This window comes from Pontibacillus halophilus JSM 076056 = DSM 19796 (assembly GCF_000425205.1).
Classification (GTDB): domain Bacteria; phylum Bacillota; class Bacilli; order Bacillales; family BH030062; genus Pontibacillus_A; species Pontibacillus_A halophilus.
The window spans coordinates 245,736-261,705 of the sequence record NZ_AULI01000006.1 but is presented as its reverse complement, the minus strand read 5'-3'; the positions used below and the strand labels follow the sequence as shown (position 1 = coordinate 261,705).

General features: G+C 42.8%; 14 protein-coding genes. 8 read left to right on the top strand and 6 right to left on the bottom strand.

What is annotated here, in order from left to right:
- A partial coding sequence (locus tag H513_RS0107045) for a transposase (RefSeq protein WP_026800112.1) occupies nt 1-474 on the top strand: 474 nt, incomplete at its 5' end.
- Between the two features lie 169 nt (nt 475-643).
- On the opposite strand, the gene H513_RS0107040 is transcribed toward H513_RS0107045, so the two are convergent.
- Nucleotides 644-1,348, bottom strand: coding sequence for a DUF4386 domain-containing protein (locus tag H513_RS0107040; protein WP_051239749.1), 705 nt, complete (start codon nt 1,346-1,348; stop codon nt 644-646).
- A 205-nt stretch (nt 1,349-1,553) separates the two neighbouring features.
- On the opposite strand from H513_RS0107040, the gene H513_RS0107035 reads away from it, so the two are divergent.
- From H513_RS0107035 to H513_RS0107020, 4 genes are all read left to right on the top strand, one after another.
- Nucleotides 1,554-3,944 carry an immune inhibitor A domain-containing protein gene (locus tag H513_RS0107035; protein ID WP_036769426.1) on the top strand — a complete coding sequence of 797 codons (2,391 nt, stop codon included), beginning with the start codon at nt 1,554-1,556 and terminating at the stop codon, nt 3,942-3,944.
- A gap of 193 nt (nt 3,945-4,137) precedes the next feature.
- Entirely contained in the window at nt 4,138-6,354 is a 2,217-nt protein-coding gene (locus H513_RS19740; RefSeq protein ID WP_036769424.1) for an ATP-dependent helicase, read from the top strand.
- Between the two features lie 102 nt (nt 6,355-6,456).
- On the top strand, nt 6,457-7,077 hold the full coding sequence (locus H513_RS0107025; protein ID WP_036769422.1) for a hypothetical protein: 621 nt from the start codon (nt 6,457-6,459) through the stop codon (nt 7,075-7,077).
- Between the two features lie 84 nt (nt 7,078-7,161).
- The gene (locus H513_RS0107020; protein WP_026800108.1) at nt 7,162-7,482 is read left to right on the top strand and encodes a hypothetical protein; all 321 of its coding nucleotides are present in this window, start codon (nt 7,162-7,164) and stop codon (nt 7,480-7,482) included.
- Between the two features lie 137 nt (nt 7,483-7,619).
- Here H513_RS0107020 and H513_RS0107015 read toward each other — a convergent pair whose 3' ends face one another.
- A complete protein-coding gene (locus tag H513_RS0107015) occupies nt 7,620-8,270 on the bottom strand; it encodes a 2OG-Fe(II) oxygenase (protein WP_036769420.1) in 651 nt (216 codons plus the stop codon).
- 365 nt (nt 8,271-8,635) lie between these two features.
- On the opposite strand from H513_RS0107015, the gene H513_RS0107010 reads away from it, so the two are divergent.
- The gene (locus tag H513_RS0107010) at nt 8,636-9,472 is read left to right on the top strand and encodes a hypothetical protein (RefSeq protein ID WP_026800106.1); all 837 of its coding nucleotides are present in this window, start codon (nt 8,636-8,638) and stop codon (nt 9,470-9,472) included.
- 127 nt (nt 9,473-9,599) lie between these two features.
- On the opposite strand, the gene H513_RS21875 is transcribed toward H513_RS0107010, so the two are convergent.
- Complete coding sequence (locus tag H513_RS21875; RefSeq protein WP_169449932.1) at nt 9,600-9,764, bottom strand: hypothetical protein; 165 nt, start codon at nt 9,762-9,764, stop codon at nt 9,600-9,602.
- Nucleotides 9,765-9,966: 202 nt separating this feature from the next.
- Here H513_RS21875 and H513_RS0107000 point away from each other — a divergent pair, with 202 nt between their 5' ends.
- Nucleotides 9,967-11,517, top strand: coding sequence for an AbgT family transporter (locus H513_RS0107000; RefSeq protein WP_026800105.1), 1,551 nt, complete (start codon nt 9,967-9,969; stop codon nt 11,515-11,517).
- Nucleotides 11,518-11,541: 24 nt separating this feature from the next.
- Nucleotides 11,542-12,744 (top strand): M20 family metallopeptidase, encoded by a 1,203-nt coding sequence (locus H513_RS0106995; protein WP_026800104.1) that lies wholly within the window; start codon nt 11,542-11,544, stop codon nt 12,742-12,744.
- A gap of 38 nt (nt 12,745-12,782) precedes the next feature.
- Here H513_RS0106995 and H513_RS21185 read toward each other — a convergent pair whose 3' ends face one another.
- The 3 genes from H513_RS21185 to H513_RS0106980 form a co-directional block, all read right to left on the bottom strand.
- Complete coding sequence (locus tag H513_RS21185; protein WP_081658207.1) at nt 12,783-12,938, bottom strand: DUF1540 domain-containing protein; 156 nt, start codon at nt 12,936-12,938, stop codon at nt 12,783-12,785.
- Nucleotides 12,939-13,025: 87 nt separating this feature from the next.
- Entirely contained in the window at nt 13,026-14,243 is a 1,218-nt protein-coding gene (locus H513_RS0106985) for an MFS transporter (protein ID WP_026800103.1), read from the bottom strand.
- 98 nt (nt 14,244-14,341) lie between these two features.
- The gene (locus H513_RS0106980) at nt 14,342-15,829 is read right to left on the bottom strand and encodes a flavin monoamine oxidase family protein (protein ID WP_026800102.1); all 1,488 of its coding nucleotides are present in this window, start codon (nt 15,827-15,829) and stop codon (nt 14,342-14,344) included.
- Nucleotides 15,830-15,970 lie beyond the last annotated feature (141 nt).

Here is a 15,970-nt window from a genome sequence, read left to right as displayed (position 1 = left end):
GCCACCCAATCTGCTTCACAAAAAAGTAATATCCAAATACTTGCCACCAATGTAACACATGAAGATTTAAACGCTCAAGAGTTATATCCAATTTATTCGTTGCGCTGGCAAGTGGAATTACTATTTAAAACTTGGAAGTCTTTATTTGAGATTGATCATGTTCGGGAGATGAAACAAGATCGTTTTGAATGTCACCTATATGGATCGTTGATTCGTATACTACTCTCAACTATGATGGCCTTTCAATGTAGATATTTCCTTTATCTAAAGCAGCTTCATGAGGCAAGTGAGTACAAAGCGATTCAACAAGCGAAGAAAGCACTGCCTTTAATTGCATCTGCAATCTCGTCCGACACTACTAATACCATCGTACAGGTCATCAAAACAGTTTATGAGAACGTGCGGCGACACGGAATAAAAGACCGCAGGTGCCAGCACTCTAGTCCTTTTAAGATTTTAAATATTAAACAGTAGCACCTTGTAAAAAAGTTTCTTTGTATTCCTATGTTCTTAAGGGTGTTTGCTGGAATATTTTTGATTTAAGTCGCATTTTACACCGATGGTGTACAACTAAACGCTCTATCTATTTATTAGCTTGACGGCTATGGGGACAGGTACAGTGTCCCGAAATGAGCGAAATGAATTATGAGTGGAATTGGACTCCTCTCCCTCTTACTAACAACCAAAGAGCAAAGCCTATTTCTCCAACAAACATAGGAATCATTAGCATAAGCTCCACAATTGTTGTCAACGAATCGAAGCTTTGAGAGAAAGTATAAAGTCCGTGAACAACGACATAGACACAACCACCCACAATTAGTAAATAAGAAAGAAGCTTTGGAATCTGATAGGCTCTTAATACAAGTAAACCAAGTAACAGTAAATGGATTCCAAAGACAATCAGCCCTAATGTCCACGTAGTTTCAAAGGATGATAATAGAGCCATCGTATCCATGGCCGAATTTGTCGACAAAGAGGCATCTTCAATAACTAAGTGATGAGCTTCGACTAAGCTTGAAATTGCGACTCCAAGGATTATGGTATAGAGGAGGCGAAACGCGCTGGTAATTTGAGCAAGGTCCACGTGAATGGGTTTCAAGTAAACATAGAGGGCAATCGTAACAATTAAATCTAGCACGAAAATCATGACCCAGCCTACAATTTCTAATTCGAATAGCCAAGAGGATGCTTGTAAATTTGCTAGAGTTGTTAATGGGTCTTCTACTATTAGTGACGAGTGTATATACCCGTACGATACTCCGGAGATTACTGTCATAAGCAATAACGACCATCCCGCAACAAGACAAGCTGCACGGCGAAGCTCGATGTCCCCGCTTGTTTGATTCATGAAATTCTCCCCCTTTATAAAAGTAGTGTTTTCGTTCTAATAAATAGGTAAAAAAGCCCATGAAAACAAGGTCGAAATAACTGGTATAGACTATCTATTTGTAGGAAATTAAAGGAACATTAGTTCTATTAGATTATTCTAATTTTTCTGATATTAATATACTATGAAGATAGTTTACAAATATTACATAGAAAGAGGAGAGGGCATGAGAAAGAATAAAGTGTTATCCATGGCCATGATCGCGGCTCTTGGCCTAGGTGCTGCTATGGGACCGGTTTCCAATGTGACGGCAAGTACCGAAACGCCAATCCCACAAGTGGAGAAGAAAGAAATGCATCACAGTGGGCCATTTGATTTGGCAATTGCGAACGAAGAGAAGCTTATCGAAATGTTGAAGAAGAGCGGTAAGATTGCCAAGGATGCTTCAGCAACAGAAGCAGAGAAAGTGGTTCGAGAATTCCTTAAACAGAAAGAAAAAGGCCTTGAATCATTTGGGGAAGAGGGTGAATTGGAAGACGATGCCGTTGAAATTGAGTCTGAAGTGAAAGAAAAGCTTAGCAATGGCATCGGGAACCACACACATAAGAAAGGGAATAACAAAAGTAAGAAAAACTTAGTCCCTGTTCAAGAAGAGGCTTATGATGGTGAAGTTCGTGAAGACAACGTGCTTGTCCTTCTAATAGAGTTCCCAGACTTCCCTCATAATAGCATTCAGCCTGGTGAGTCTGATATGTATTACGAAGATTATGTGAAAGAACACTATGAAGACATGATTTTCGGGGACAATGGCTATGAAGGGCCTAATGGTGAGCAACTTGTTTCTATGAAACAGTACTATGAAGAACAAACCAATGGAGCGTATACGATTGATGGAACGATTGCCGGTTGGTACACAGCTTCAAGAAATGCTGCAGCATACGGAGGCAATGACCCAGCCCGTGGCGACAACGACCGCGATGCTCGTTCTCTTGTAAAAGAGGCACTTGATGCAGCAGCAGCTGACCCAAATGTAAATCTAGCAGACTTTGACCAAGAGGACCGCTACGACCTTGATGGGGATGGGAACAAACGAGAGGCAGATGGCTTGGTAGACCATTTAATGGTTGTTCACTCTGCTGTTGGAGAAGAAGCAGGAGGTGGCCAACTAGGTGAAGATGCAATTTGGTCTCACCGTTGGAATCTAGGTGGTAGTTACTCGATTGCTGGTTCACCAACTCCAGAGGTTGATTACTGGGGAAATGGTACAATGTACGCGTACGACTACACAATTGAACCAGCTGATGGAGCAGCAGGTGTATTCGCTCACGAATATGCACACGACCTTGGATTGCCAGATGAGTATGATACACAGTATACAGGTGCTGGTGAGCCAGTCGCATACTGGTCGCTTATGTCGAGTGGTAGCTGGGCTGGAGACATCCCTGGCACAGAGCCAACTGGATTTAGCGCCTGGTCGAAAGAGTTTTTGCAAGCATCCCATGGTGGCAACTGGTTGAAGTACGATGAAGTAGACCTTGAGGATATTGATAACAAAGGGTTCGAAATGTATTTAGATCAAGCAAACACGAAAGGAACAAATCCAGATGCACTTCGCATTAACCTCCCAGACAAAGCAACGAAAATCAATGAACCATTTGAAGGCGAATATGAATTCTTTAGCGGTAGTGGCGATAACTTGAACAACTCCCTCAGTTTCAACGTAGATTTATCTAACGCTAAGAGTAGCGAGCTTTCGTTTAAGGCTTGGTACGACATAGAAACCGATTGGGATTATGCTTCTGTTCAAGTAAGTGAGGATGGTCAGAGTTGGACGACCGTTCCAGGAAATATTACGACCACATCCAATCCGAATGGTTCAAACCCTGGTGATGGCATCACAGGTAACTCAAACGGTTGGGTGGATGCAAACTTCGACTTGAGTCAATACAGAGGAAAAAGCATTCAAGTGAAAATCAATTATTCTACAGATGCTGCGGTCTCAAACCCTGGCTTATACGTAGACAACATTGTCGTTTCAGTAGACGGCTCTGAAGTGTTGACGGATGGTGCGGAAGGCGAGTCAAAGGTGAACCTCGAAGGTTTCACACAACAAACAGGCACCAAATATACTCAACATTACTATCTACTTGAGTGGAGAAATCATGAAGGTGTAGATGAAGGGCTTGGCCATATCCGTCGAGGCGAGAGCTTAATGTCCTATGATCCGGGACTTGTCATTTGGTATGCGGATAACAAGTACACAGAGAACTGGACTGGAGCACATCCAGGTGAAGGATTCCTCGGGGTTGTCGATGCGGACCAGAAAGAACTGTTCTGGAGTGATGGTTCAGTAGCTTCTACGCGTTACCAAATCCATGACGCAGCCTTTAGCCTTCGTCATGATGAGAAATTGTTCGTGGATTACACAGAATTACTTGGTCTTACGCTTGAAGATAAGCGGAAACAATTTGTTCGTTCCTTTAATGACAAGAAGAGTTATCGAACAGAAGCGCTTCCTGATGCAGGTCGTAACATTCCAACTTACGGCTTGAAGATTGAAGTGACAGGCGAATCTAAAGACCGTTCTGTTGGCCGAGTTGAAATTAAGAGAAAATAGTTTAGTAGAAGGACAGGCCCGACGCGGGTTCTGTCCTTCTTTTCGCTAGAAAAGGAGGTAGCGCTATAGAACCAAAGTCGATATAATAAACTAAGATTACGTTCGACACGGTTATAGATGATAAGAGGGGGGACGACCTTTCTTTTCATCTATTTTCTTTTGCATTCAATAGTAAAGAAAGGAGGTTCATCCCATGGACTTCTTCGCTCAAATGGAGCAGACGACGGGTGTGTACTTAAATGAAGTACAAAAGAGGGCGGTCACTCATACGGATGGACCCTTACTCCTTTTAGCGTCACCTGGTTCCGGAAAGACGACTACATTAAATATGAAGATTGGCTACTTGCTCATGGAGAAGAACATTCACCCGAGCCGCATTATGGCAGTCACATTTAGTAAAGCATCCGCTCGTGACATGTCAGAGCGCTTCGATCAGTTCTTCCCTGAAATGACGGATTGGAAGGTACACTTTTCTACGATTCACAGCTTTGCCTACAAGATTGTGAGAGAATGGCTCCGAAAGAATGAACAGGACTACCTGATTATAGAGGGCAACGTGGATGAGGAAGAGATGAAGAAGGGATTTAATGGACCACAAGTTCCTCTTCACAAGCACTTCATTCTGAAAAAGTTATATGAAGAAGAAAACGGAAAACAAATCTCTGACGATGAGATGGACGAGCTTATGACGTACATTTCATTTGTAAAGAATCGCATGCTTGAAGGCAAAGAATTAGCAGCGGTGAAACTGAATGTAAAGCAAGGGGTATCGATATTTCAAGCGTATGAGCGTTTCAAGAAGGAGCACGACCACCGTCTTCTTCTTGACTTCGATGATATGCTTACCTATTGCCATCAAATTCTGCTAGAAGATGAAGAAATCTTGTCGAAGTACCAGCGACAATTCCAATACATCCTCACGGATGAAAGTCAGGACAATTCCGTGGTGCAGCACGAGATTGTTGAGATGTTGGCAAAGCCACAACAAAATTTATGTGTCGTGGCGGACGATGACCAATCCATCTTTAGATGGCGGGGTTCAGATGTGACGAAACTGCTTCAATTTGAGAAGGCGTATCCTGGAGCAACGGTCATGACGATGTCACAAAACTACCGCTCTTCTCAGGAAATTGTAGCTGCGTCAAACCAATTCATTAAGCGCAATCAAAATCGCTACCCGAAAGAAATGTTTACGGAAAATCCTTCAGAGAAGCCAATTGAAATTAAATCGGTGCGGAATTATGAGGACCAGTTAAAGTATGTGACGGAGCAAATCAAAGAAGCTGGAACAGAAGAAGAAGTGGCGATTTTGTATCGAAACAATGCTTCGGCGGTCCCACTAGCTGACAAGCTGAACAAGGCGGGTATTCAGTTTTACATGCGTGATATTGATCCGAAGTTTTTCAAGCACTGGATTGTTGAGGATATTCTGAACTTTATGAGGTTCTCCTATAACATTTGTCGTGTCGATATCTTAGAACGCATTCATACGAAGTTCAACGCGTATATTACGAAGCAACAGGTTGCCTTTTTGAAGCGTCAACAAGTTGAAGAATCAGTCTTCGATACGCTCGGGGATACAGAAGTACCATCCTACCAGGCTAAGAACTTACGGAAAGCGAAGAAAGTGTTCATAGACTTGAACAGCATGGTCCCAGACCGTGCCATCCGAACCATAAGGGAACATCTCGGGTATGACCGCGCCATTCAAAGCATGTGTGAGAAGTTCGGCTTTAACGGAGAGCATCTCTTTGGAATTCTAGATACACTTGAGGAAATTGCTGCGGGTCTTGGCACATTGAAAGGATTTGCAAATCGTCTGAAGGAGCTGGAACGACTCGTTCAAACTTCTAAATTTAATAAACACGATTCACACGTCACCCTTACGACGTTCCACAGTGCCAAGGGTCTTGAGTACGACAAAGTCTACATGATTGACCTCATCAATGGCGTAGTCCCGTCTAAGGATGACTTAGACCGTTACCGAAATAAAGAGTACGGCCCGTTAGAAGAAGCAGTACGACTGTTCTATGTTGGCATGACCCGAGCTCGTCATCACCTAGAGATGGTTACGTATCATTACAAAGGAAACGAGCGTGTGGCAGAATCCATGTTCGTAACAAACGTGAAGAAGATTGTGCAGCCTGCTTCATCCACAACGGTAAAGAAACGAAAGTCAACATCAGGAAAAAAGGTTGACCAGGAAGATCTACTGCAGCCAGACGACATTGAAGTCGGACGACACCTCTATCACCCGAAATTCGGTCGCGGTGTTATTAAAGAATACGGTGGAGAACAAATTGGCATCACCTTCAAGGAAGCCGGCTATAAGAGCCTTAGCCTTACCTTCTGCCTAGAAAACGACCTCCTCCAACGGGACAGGGGGACAGGTTCCTCGTCCCAGCAGTAAACGGGACATTGGGACTGGTGATCTTCCCCATTCTACTCCAACGACAGGAATTACACTTCCCACCCTAGAATATGTAAGAAATGCATGTTCAGGAGGGGTAGCATGTTTCAAGTGTATGGCACGTATAAGAAGAAGGGGAATCATGTATTCCGTACGTCCGCTTTTATCCAGTGGGGGACATCCACCCAGTCATTAGGAGGTTGTCTGTTGTTGAATCCCGGTTCGGCGATTCTAGAAGAAGGGATACATCTAAAGCTCACTCGTGACGGGGAAGCAGCTGGAGTGGTTCGTCCAGATCTCACTATGAGGCAACTTGTGAGAATCGTAGAACGTCTGCATGATTCGCTCTTCTTAGAAGGAAGATTCCATATCTATAACTTGTTCACATTGCAGCATCCGAAAGCAAAGGATGGGGTCAATCAGGTAGAAGCATTGATCGCGAGTGGAGAATATATTCCAGAAGACCATTTCGCCCAACTAGAAGCATTACGTGAGCACCCGTTCATGATTTTAGGATGGGGCGTCGATAAATGGACCAGTTCATCTCCACTGAACGCCATACGAGACCAATGGCTTGAGAAGATTGACCAGTCCAATGTCCCTACTATCGGGATAAAGCACGAAAATGGGAAAGACTACTATCACGTCTGTCCTCAGTTGAATGAAAACAAACTACACATGATACAGAAGCTTACCGACCAGCATTATTTCATGACAAAATAAACAGAGCAGGATGGGGGGACAGAGGGACAGGTTCCTTGTCCCCCCATCTATAAACTTACAAGCTAAACGCCAGGAGGATTCATCATGGAAGAATGCCATTCTATATTTAAAGAGAAGAATTATATGGATATGAAAGTAACATCTAAATCAATTTTATTCCAACATAACGATACCGGTGATTCTATCTACTTGTTGCCGAACAAAGAGATAACAATCGTCTTAAATCCAACCCTAGTCGAAGGGAATGCCTATTTACTCTCACAATCAACTGGGCACTTGCACAACACGTCATTTCGTGAATTTCCTAAAAGGATAAACAAAGGAGATGACAATATCCATTATGGGTATTCATTCAAGTTTCAGACAACTGAAGAGTTGGCCGGATTCTTAGAATTGGTTGGGTAGCTGGGACAGAGGGACAGGTTTCTTGTCCCATGTCACACCGCTCGCACAAATAAGAGGTCGAATCCTACAAAGGATTCGACCTCTTTCGCGATACTACTCACGTACGTCTGGGACAGTTTACCTGTCCCCCCGTCCCGCTAGCGGTATTGTTTTCTTCTTACCCATTGGGTGGCGGCCCATTTTTCGCCTTTTGTAACGGGCGAGCCGCCGTGGAGGGTGAGCTCGTTAATGGCCTGGTCTTGATAGAAATATTCAAAGTACACAGCCATTCCTTGTTTCGGAGCAACGGATAGCTTTAAGTGAGGGAAGTAGGTTTCTCCGCCTTCTTCCACATCGTTTAAGTACATAACGAGCGTGCTGATTCTTGGATTGTCGACCGACTTTCGCTTCGACGTAAAGTAGTCATAGTGTGCTTTATATTCTTGTCCGATTTGATAGTTTAATATATGAAGTCCTTCGCCATGTTGAACGGGGACATTCATAATTTGAGAGATGCGATGTTCCACGCAGTCAATTACCTCATTACCTGTTTCAGGTAGAAAGGTGCCACTACTAGTTCGCATGTCGCTGACATCCTTTTGGGCACCAATTTTAGAACGGTTCATGCGGTCTTTAGACACGCGAATGAGCTCTTCACATTCCTCTTTGCTTAACACATTTCCGAGCACTGCTACACAGGGCTCTTCCATTTTCGTTACGATAGATATCGTTCGGTCATCGGTCTTAATTACATTTCCTTTATGATCAAAAATCGAAGGTTCATTTACAACTATGGCCATTCTCCTCATCCCCTTTGTCAAAATGCTAGCGAATCCTCATATTAGAAATCGCTTACATTTAACAGCCATAATACTCCCTTTCAGTAAAGAGAGTGAATTAGAAAATATTTACTTATATTCTCTATATTCTACCATGTTTAAGTAAAAGACTCTATTAAAACTTTACGAAATTTGTAAGTATTCATCTATTAAGAAGAGAACCGCCCCCATTCCTCTTCAAGAACTCCTGTTGAAAATTCTCTCCTCGGCAGGGTGTCGAAGTAACGCAGAGGAAGAAGGCCAAATCTGCCGTTCCATTGTAGTCTTCCTCATGAATTCTGTACTACAATGTACAAGGTCTACTATCATTAAATGAAAGAAGGAAGCAATCAATCATGGGTCTACTACAATCACTGAAAAGACTGTTCATTAAGGAAGAAAGTATGCTCACTCCCAACCCATCAGAGCAACTTAAGAAGCAAGGAGAACTTGCAGAAGAAGGAGTAAAGCCACTAGAGGATGCAACATGTCCATACTGCGACCATAAATTTGATAAGGCGTTAAGTCGAAAGAAGAAATGCCCTTCCTGCGAACAAGAAGTGTATGTTCGAACTCTTCCCTATAAAGAAGGCCAAGAAAAAGTTCGAGTTGCTGTTACATCTGAGCACGCTGATAAAATTGACATCCAATGGGCGAAGCTTAATGGAACATATGAAGAACTGATGCAAAGAAAGCGCAAGTATGAGAAGAAAAGAGAAGATTTACGTGATTCGTGGGGACAAGAACCGAGCGAAAGTGATGTTGAGTGGCACATCTTAATGGATACCAGGATAGAGCATGCAACTAATGATCAGTGGGGCCTCTATCGAAATACTACGTTATCCATGGCTCAACACCTGTACTCTCTAAAGAAGTATGAAGAGTCTCTTCGTATCTATCTAGAAGTCTTATATATCGATTTAAATGATCCTACTAATGCCGGGAAAGTGGATGGTAGATTCGTTAAAGAGAAACAACCATTTAAACCAAAGAAGAATCCGTCACTTGCACCAGCTATTATGAAGAGGATAGTTCTTCTAAAAGATAAACGCACACCTATGGAAGATGAACAAGTTGAAAAGTTATTTAAAGAACATAACCACCAAGTTCACCAAGCATTAGCCACACCTCTATCGCCAGAAGAAGCATGGAATCGATTAGAGAAGAACGACGCATATTGGGGAAAGCAATAAATAAACAATACCTGATGTGATGTTAGAATCTATAAAGGGCGATTAAAGTTTCCCCTGCTTATGTTTCCTAAATCATCCCAATAACTAAAGGTCCACCTCCTAAATAAGGAGGTGGACCTTTTTCTAACTATTGAGGATTTCGTGCTTGACGTTCTTGCTTGGCTCTCTTCTTGTGTTCTTCATTTGCAGCCGCACTACCAAATTCTTTGGAGAACTCTGTATCTGCTTTGCTTGAGTCAAATCCTTGTTTGTTTTTTTGTTGCGGATCGTTTTTCTTTGTTCGCTTTGCCATCGTAATCCCTCCTTGGTTTATTTCTTAGTATGAAGAACGTAGAGCGTACTATTCATTTAGTTGCGCCGCGCTGGTCAATATCTACGACGATAAAGTTAAATAATAAATTCTTTCAAACAATCCTTCCTCTACTAAAGGTTTTTTGTTATAGTAAACACATTATTAATAAAATTCAGAAAAATTAAACAGAGGAGGTAGATTCATGAGCCAGTTGAACACACAAGTTGAACCTACGAAAAGGAAGAAGCCTAAGTTTACACAACGTATCTTAAACGGGATTGAAAACTCAGGGAACAAGCTTCCAGATGTATTAACGTTATTCGCAATTATTACAGGTATTATTCTAGTTGCATCCTTCATTGGTGGTCAGTTCGGGCTATCAGCCATGAACCCAGCTACGAATGAAGAAGTAAAGGCTGTGAATCTGTTGAGCCCTGATGGTGTGCGCCGCATGCTGACGGAAATGGTCAACAACTTTGTCTCCTTCCCACCACTAGGTCTCGTGTTAGTTGTCATGCTTGGCGTTGGTCTTGCTGAATCAACGGGACTTGTGTCTGCAGTCATGCGACGGATTGTGCTCGCGACTCCAGAGAAATTAATTCTACCTACTATTATTGTGATTGCGGTTGTTGGTAATGTGGCAGCCGATGCAGCAACCATTGTTCTTCCACCGATTGCTGCGATGATCTTCTATAATCTAGGACGAAATCCTATTGTCGGACTCGTCTTGGCGTATGCCGCCGTAGCGGGTGGGTTTAGTGCGAACTTATTGCTATCCTCTCTTGATGTTCTATTAGCTGGATTTACTGAATCAAGTGCTCATCTAATTGATGATACATACAAGGCGAACCCAGCCATGAACTACTACTTTATGATTGCCTCTACCGTTGTGCTCGTACCTGTCACAATGTTCGTCACGAAGCGCATTGTTGAACCAAGATTAGGAACGTATCAGGCGCTACAAGAAGTAAAAGCTGAAGATTCTTCATTGAAACCAGAAGAGAAGCGAGGACTACGCTTCGCTGGTGTTACGTCTCTTATCTTCGTAATCTTGTTAGCGGTAACGGTTATTCCTGAGAATGGTATGCTTCGAAATCAAGAAACGGGCGAATTATTGAATTCTCCATTTATGGATGCACTTGTTGGAATTATGTTCTTATTCTTCTTCTTGCCTGCCATTGCATACGGCATTGGGGCTAAAACCATTAAAACAGATAAAGATGTATCTTCCCACTTAACTAAATCCATGTCTGGTATGGGGTATTACATTGTGTTGACCTTTGTAGCAGCACAGATGATTACGTACTTTGGATGGAGTAATCTAGGTACGATTCTGTCCATCAAAGGGGCGGGATGGCTTCAAGATATTGGCCTTACCGGGCTTCCATTATTGATCGGATTTATCCTACTCTCCGCTTTCATCAATTTAGTTGTGGCAAGTTCTTCTGCCAAGTGGGCGATCCTTGGACCAGTGTTTGTTCCGATGCTTATGTTGCTTGATTACAGTCCAGCCTTTACTCAGATGGCTTATCGTGTTGGCGATTCCATTACGAATATGATTACACCGATGCTTGCGTACTTCGCCATTGTGTTGACCTTTGCGAAGAAATACGACAAAAACATTGGAGTAGGGACGCTGATTTCTGCGTTGCTTCCATATTCCATCGCCTATGCCTTGTTCTGGATTGTATTATTTGCTATCTGGTATTTCCTCGGTCTTCCACTCGGACCGGGTGCTTATATACGCTTATAAATTTAATAATAAAGGGGTTTAGTTATGACAGACGTATTCGAGAAATTAGACGGTTTGTACGATGAAATGGTGGAGTTAAGAAGACATTTTCACCAATATCCGGAGCTTTCCTTTGAAGAAGTAGAAACACCAAGCTATATTGCGGAGTATCACCGTAACCTAGGTCACGAAGTCCGAGAAGGTGTCGGAGGACGTGGAGTTGTCGCAAAGTTAGTGGGGGCGAAGCCTGGTAAGACGGTAGCACTACGAGCTGACTTCGATGCATTGCCCATACAAGAAGAAGTCGATGTTCCATTTAAGTCTAAAGTGGACGGAGTCATGCACGCATGTGGTCATGATGGCCATACAGCGACACTCCTTGGGGTAGCCAAAGCGCTTAATGCTATACAAGACGAGCTGGAAGGGACTGTGGTGTTCATCCACCAACATGCGGAAGAATACCAGCCTGGTGGTGCTATTGCGATGATTGAAGACGGATGTTTGGAGGGTGTTGACGTCATTTTCGGGACACATTTATGGGCGACTGAGCCAACAGGTAAGCTTATGTACCGAGAAGGCCCACTTACTGCAGCTGCGGATCGATTCGAAATTAAAGTTCAAGGCAAGGGAGGGCATGGCGCTCAACCTCATCTCACAAAGGATTCCATTGTGATAGCCTCACAACTTGTCGTGAATCTACAGCAAATCGTATCCCGTCGAGTAGACCCATTAGATGAAGCAGTATTATCCATCGGTTCCTTTGAAGCAGGGAACGCATTCAATGTTATTGCCGATACCGTTAAGTTAAAAGGAACAGTCCGTACGTTCAAAAAGGATGTACAAGATTTGATTGAACGAGAGATGAACCGAGTAATTGAAGGAACCTGTCTAGCGGCGGGTGCTGAATACTACTTTGATTACGTAAGAGGTTATCCAGCTACTGTTAATCATAAGGAAGAAACTGAGCTAATCGCGAAACTAGGCCCAACGATTCCAGAGGTCACAGAGACGGTTGAATATGATATGCAGATGGGAGGGGAGGATTACTCCTACTACCTCCAGCATGTCCCTGGTACGTTCTTCTTCACAGGTGCGCTACACCCTGACGCAGAAGAAGTTTACCCTCATCATCATCCGAAATTCACAATCGATGAACGTTCTCTATTAATCGCTGCTAAAACGTTAGCGGCTGCAACGCTCCAATATGTAGGAGCAGAACAGAATGTTGTAAAAGAAAGTCAGGTATAAGAAAAAGAGCAGCTATTACAGCTGCTCTTTTTGTATTCTTATAGTTGGGGCTCGAATGTTTTACAATCTGTCTCTTCTTGTGTTGACGCTTTCTTTCCACGATGTGAAACAACGAAGATTTCTTTCGCTCTACATCGTTGTCCACCTTCATTATGAACACAATTCACTACCTCACATAAGATGGCTTGTGTCATTTCATTCACCTCCCTATTTATCCTATCTTTACCATTAAGGGAGAGGTCATACGAAACATCCACATTCCTTGGAGAATAGCATAGTAGCTACACCGTTTGAATGTCTTCATTTGTAGAAACGTCAGCGTTCTTTATATCCTTAAATTTGATGTAAAAGAGACCAGTCATTGTAAGGGAAAGAGCTCCAAATATTACTGTCATGTAGGGAAGCCCAACCGTATCCAAGAGAAATCCAGTCATAATAAGGACGACTTGAAAGATTAATCGGTCCATCATATTTCTAAAGGAGAATAGACGGCCATGAAAGTCTTTCGGGACTCTTGTCTGAAAGATTGTAGATGCAGTTGGGAAGAAGCATCCAACAGAGAAACCAAATAGTATAAAAGCTATTAGTGATAAGAGAGGCACTTCAGCGAAATAGAGTAATAATTGAGCTAAGCCAATCGTCGTCGAGAAAGCAAATAGAATGGTGTAAGGAGATTGCTTTCTACTGATTTGTTTCACAAAGAACGCTCCAACCATAAAGGCAATTCCTTCAGCTGTATAAATCAGGCCTTTGATTGCAGAACTGTCTTGAATTTCGCTAATGTTAATGACAATCAAGTTAAACCCTCCGATAAAGAAGAGAGGGATAAGCGAGAGTATTAACGTCATCGTTACGATGGGTAGGGTTTTAAGTAGAGGGAACACTTCTTTAAACCCTGTGTCCCTTTTTGGATTACAGTGTGTAGGCTTTTCTCTCAATGGTTCCTCTATAGAAAGGAAGCACGTCATGATAAATAAGAGTAGGTAGGCGATGAGTGAAAGAGTATAAAGTAAAGATAAAGAGATGAGGACGAGTAGGATTCCAGCTAGTGCAGTTCCCAAAATTCTTGAGATGGTAGATACATTCATAAAGATTCCATTGATTTGTAGCAAATCCTTCTCTTTAGCTACGAGAGGGATGGCAGCCTGTATAGCAGGGAAGTAAAAGGCAGCAGATAGTTGGACAAAGACAAGAAAAATAATCATCCACCAGACCGAGTTATAGTGAATCGCGACAAGCATAACGAGCACACTTAAACAACGTACGGCGCCTGAGTAGAGCATGATCGTTTTCTTAGGATGTTGATCAACCATTCTCCCAGCAAATGGGCTGATTGCAACACCTGCTAATAGCCCAGCGGCTAAAATTAACGATTTCATGAAGTCAGAAGGAACACGTTCCTGCATAAATTCAAGGTTTCCAATAATGCCAAGCCATAACCCTAAGCCAGCGACTAACTCTCCAATCAATAACACCCACAAATTCTTATTTCTTAACATGTTGCTAGCCTCGCATTCTCATATTCTTATAAATGTTCCGCGTCTAATTTCTTAATCATAGCAGAAGGGGGAGAATACGAGAAGTTCTTTTTGACCTGCTAGACTCGATTGTTCACTTCCTCCGCTACTCGGACACCAGATTGAATAGCACCTTCAATCCAACCGTGGAAATCTGAGGCATGTTCTCCAGCGAAATGTACGCGACCTTCAGGTTGATTTATAAGCTTCGGAAATCTAGCAGCGTTATTGGGTTTAAAGAGCGTGAAAGCACCTGCAGAGAATTCATTCTGGCTCCAGCTAAATGAATCTCCGTTTACATACGATTTGTAGACCTCGTTCCCATGCACCTTTGCTAAGTCTTGCAGGGCTTGACGTATTCGCTCTGTCTTTGAGAGCGCATCCCATAGTTTCGCATTATCTCCCCAACTGTAACTGGCAAGTACAATGCCAGACGGCTGGTCAGGGGCAGTTGGGCTTGGCGTATAGAAGAACCGATTGGGGAAATCGGTAATCAAATTTGCTCCTTTCAACCCCTCTTTCTCCCAGAATTGCTCCTTGAATTCTATGCCTACTTTCACGGCTCCTACGTAATGAAGTTCTCTTATGACGGTCCATTTATCAAAGGAGAAAGCGGTGTAGGGATTTACTTCAATAAATTGAAATACAGAAAAGGGGACGGCTGAAATTAAATAGTCACCCCGCAAAGTCGAATATTCATTTGTCCTCGTATTCCTCGTTTGAACGATTACTTCGTTCGTGCGAGGTCCAATTCGAGCTACTTTCTCATTAAGTAGTAGATCGTCCTTCAGTTGTGGCAGAAAGGCCTTTGGTAGCTGGTCGTTCCCACCCGTAATCTCATAGAACGTCAACTCCTCATCGAAAACGGTACTCACAATATCAAATAGCATGTTCGAGAAGGACAACTCTGCAAATCCTTCAAAGCCAAGCATGACTTTCACGAGACGAATGGCATTTGGGGAAAGAGACGGTCCAATTGGGTTAAATCGGAGATATCCATCAATGGAGTAACGATCGAATCTCTGAATGAGTATCTGTTTTTCTTTCTCAGAGCTGTTCTCGTATAAGGTAAGGAAAGGTTGAACGGCTTCTTTAAAGAGTTGAACAGCGGTTTTTCCTTTTTCATTTTCCTCTATGGGGTAGTTGAGTATGTCAGGGTTACGTTCATACTCTTCTCTCGTCGTTTTAATGCCATTTGTATAAATGACGTCTTTGTCTGTCGCGTTAAAAAAACGGTTGAACGGGAGATTGAACTTTCGGATATAAGCAAACGTTAGGTCGTGGTTCTCAGGGATTCTCATCGCACCAAAGTCTAAATAATTCCCATCGGAAAAGGCTTTCCGTTCTGTGAAGATACGACCACCTACTCGGTCGTTACCTTCTATAATCTTTACTTCGTGTCCTGCTTCCTTTAATAAGGAAGCGGCTACAAGCCCAGCCATCCCTGCTCCAATAATAATTACTCGTTTAGGTTGCATCGTTTTTGGTAGACCGTTCTTGATGGTCTTTAATGGTTGTTCAGGATAGGTAAGAGACTTATGTTGCCTAGTCCCAGTTGATTTGAACATCGTTGAAGACCTCCTCTCTCTTCTTAGTTTATAAAGAAGAAGGGTCCGATAGACCGTAACAGCTGACATTGTCAGAAGAAGGTCATATAGTCACAGCTCCATTTGTGCACTATAATAGGGGTACATGACAGAAATAGAAGG

Excerpts from the sequence above, each read along its gene's own strand:
- H513_RS21875 (WP_169449932.1), bottom strand. The coding sequence starts at position 9,764 with ATGGCAAAGCGAACAAAGAAAAACGATCCGCAACAAAAAAACAAACAA.
- H513_RS0107040 (WP_051239749.1), bottom strand. The coding sequence starts at position 1,348 with ATGAATCAAACAAGCGGGGACATCGAGCTTCGCCGTGCAGCTTGTCTT.
- H513_RS0107010 (WP_026800106.1), top strand. The coding sequence starts at position 8,636 with ATGGGTCTACTACAATCACTGAAAAGACTGTTCATTAAGGAAGAAAGT.
- H513_RS0107015 (WP_036769420.1), bottom strand. The coding sequence starts at position 8,270 with ATGAGGAGAATGGCCATAGTTGTAAATGAACCTTCGATTTTTGATCAT.
- H513_RS0106985 (WP_026800103.1), bottom strand. The coding sequence starts at position 14,243 with ATGTTAAGAAATAAGAATTTGTGGGTGTTATTGATTGGAGAGTTAGTC.
- H513_RS21185 (WP_081658207.1), bottom strand. The coding sequence starts at position 12,938 with ATGACACAAGCCATCTTATGTGAGGTAGTGAATTGTGTTCATAATGAA.
- H513_RS0107020 (WP_026800108.1), top strand. The coding sequence starts at position 7,162 with ATGGAAGAATGCCATTCTATATTTAAAGAGAAGAATTATATGGATATG.
- H513_RS0107000 (WP_026800105.1), top strand. The coding sequence starts at position 9,967 with ATGAGCCAGTTGAACACACAAGTTGAACCTACGAAAAGGAAGAAGCCT.
- H513_RS19740 (WP_036769424.1), top strand. The coding sequence starts at position 4,138 with ATGGACTTCTTCGCTCAAATGGAGCAGACGACGGGTGTGTACTTAAAT.
- H513_RS0107025 (WP_036769422.1), top strand. The coding sequence starts at position 6,457 with ATGTTTCAAGTGTATGGCACGTATAAGAAGAAGGGGAATCATGTATTC.
- H513_RS0106995 (WP_026800104.1), top strand. The coding sequence starts at position 11,542 with ATGACAGACGTATTCGAGAAATTAGACGGTTTGTACGATGAAATGGTG.
- H513_RS0107035 (WP_036769426.1), top strand. The coding sequence starts at position 1,554 with ATGAGAAAGAATAAAGTGTTATCCATGGCCATGATCGCGGCTCTTGGC.
- H513_RS0106980 (WP_026800102.1), bottom strand. The coding sequence starts at position 15,829 with ATGTTCAAATCAACTGGGACTAGGCAACATAAGTCTCTTACCTATCCT.